Source organism: Leisingera sp. F5, from assembly GCF_001593695.1.
The window spans coordinates 1-2,233 of record NZ_LUKH01000510.1; the positions used below are offsets into that span (position 1 = coordinate 1).

The 2,233-nt window shown below is 61.1% G+C and carries 1 protein-coding gene; it reads right to left on the bottom strand.

All coding sequences use genetic code 11. The features are described from left to right. Positions 1-2,164 (bottom strand): type VI secretion system membrane subunit TssM (tssM, locus tag A2I95_RS32580; RefSeq protein WP_291736496.1); only part of this gene is annotated, 2,164 nt, incomplete at its 3' end. Positions 2,165-2,233 lie beyond the last annotated feature (69 nt).

The window sequence follows — 2,233 nt, forward strand, 5'->3', positions numbered from 1 at the left end:
CCGCCTCCGGCAGGAACACGTTGTGGAAGCCATCATAGGTGAAGATCCCCTCAATCCCCTCGTTCAGCGGCTTGCCGGAGCTGCGCACCAGCACCCGCTTGACCGACGGGCCGCCAACGTCCGTGATCCGCCATTTCGCCAGTGCAGTGGCCTTCTTGGAGTTCAAGATGCCGTTATAGACCCGCTGTGCCAGCGGCATTTCCGACAGAATGTTTTGCGCCTGGGCAATCAGCGGTCCGTTGAGAGAAATCTCCTCCATTGGCTGCGATAGCAGGGCGGTCAGGTGATCCATCAGATCGGCGCGCAGCTGGTTGCGGGCGATGCCGGGATAGGCGATCCGCTCCCAATCCAGCCGCATCCACTCCTTGACCAGATCCTGGTTCATCGGCCCCTGCAGGCCCAGCATCAGATAGATTTTCAGCGCTTCATACAGCGTGTCTGGATTGTTGATGTTGCCTTCGATCTGTTGCTCCAGCCGCACCAGAAGCCGCGGCAGCAGCCGCTGGTTCAGCGCCGTGCGGTAGGTCTGCGCCGCCTGGGTGCCGATCACTTCTCCCTGATACAGGCCATAGGTCATCGCCCCGTCAGGCTCCGGATCCGACAGCACCGGGTTGCCCGGCATGTCGCGCAGGTTGTTCAGCGCTGCTGCCACCGGCACCAGATCTGTATCGCCGACCGGGCTGGGCGGCAGTTGCGCCGAAGCGGCCTGATAAGCAGAAACCTGGCCTTCGGCCTGAGTAATCAAATCGGTGTTCTTAAGGTAGGAACGCACCCAAAGCGCACCCATTCCAATCGCCACCAGAACGGTGGCAGTGATCGCAATCCGGCGGGTCCAGCGGTAGCGGCGTTCCACCTTGTCGTCAGCCGACACCAGCCCCGCCTCGGGGAACATCACACTTTCAAACAGCCGGGTCAGGAAGAAGGACCGCCCGGTGCCCTGCCCGGTGCCAATCGCCTGCCGCCCGATGCCAAAAGTTTGCGCCATGCCCAGCATCAGCCGGTCGATCGGCGTGCCTTCCTGGGTGCCGGAGGTGAAGTAAATCCCCCGCAGCATCTGGCGCTGCTCATAACGGTTGTCCTGAAACACCTCGGTCAGAAACTCCCGGGCCACCCCGCGCATCGAGGCGACCTGCGCCGGAAATCCGGCAATCAGTGCGCGGCGCTGATGATCGGTCTCGGTCTGCATCTTCTCCAAAAGCTGCGCATTGACCTGCCCCAGCAACAGCCCGAATTCCTCGTCAAACCCGGCAATCGGCGCCTGTTCCTTCTTGCCCTTGGGCAATGGCAGGGTGAATCCCCAGACCTGTTCGCGGTCCTCCTTGCCCAAGGCGTCATGGAACTCCTGAAAGCCGGCAATCAGGTCTGCCTTGGTGAACAGCACATAGACCGGGAAACGCACGCCCAGTTTCTCGCGCAGCTCGGCCAAGCGGCGGCGCACCGCAGCGGCGTGGCTTTTCTGTGTGATCTCATCCTGCAACGACAGATCCGACAGCGAGATTGCAATAATCGCACCATTGATCGGCTGCCGCTTGCGGTATTTCTTCATCAGCCCCAGGAAGCCCAGCCAAGCGGCGTTATCAGCCTCGGCATCGCTTTCCTGGGTTGTATAGCGCCCGGCAGTGTCGATCAGCACCGCGTCATTGGTGAACCACCAGTCGCAGTTGCGGGTGCCGCCGACGCCGCCAATCGCAGCCTTGCCCAGTTTCTCGGCCAGCGGGAACTGCAGGCCGGAATTCACAATCGCCGTGGTTTTGCCCGCGCCGGGCGGGCCGATCATGATGTACCACGGCAGATCGTTCAGATGACGGCGGCCGCCCTTGGACTTGCGCAGCTCTTTCATGGCGTCCTTGAACTTGCCGCGCAGTTCGCCGATTTCCTCGGACAAAACATCATCTTCCGAGGTATCCACCGCCTCGGCGATCTCCTCGGTCATCTCCTTGTCCTTGCGGCGGCGCCGCCAGAAGATGATGCCGATGATGATGAAATACAGAAGGAAGATTATCCCGATGGTGATCAGCCGCGACATCACGCTGTCAAACGGACGCCACTCATCGCCGCCAATAAACGGCGCGAAATACCACACGCAGGCCGACAGCACCGCTGCCAGGATCAGCAGAACGGTGTAGATCGACCGGAACAGCGGAAAGATATAACGGCGGATCATCCTTCAACCTCCTGAACCAGCAGGATTTCGATCCTGCGGTTCTTGGCCCGCCCTGCGCGGGTGCTGTTA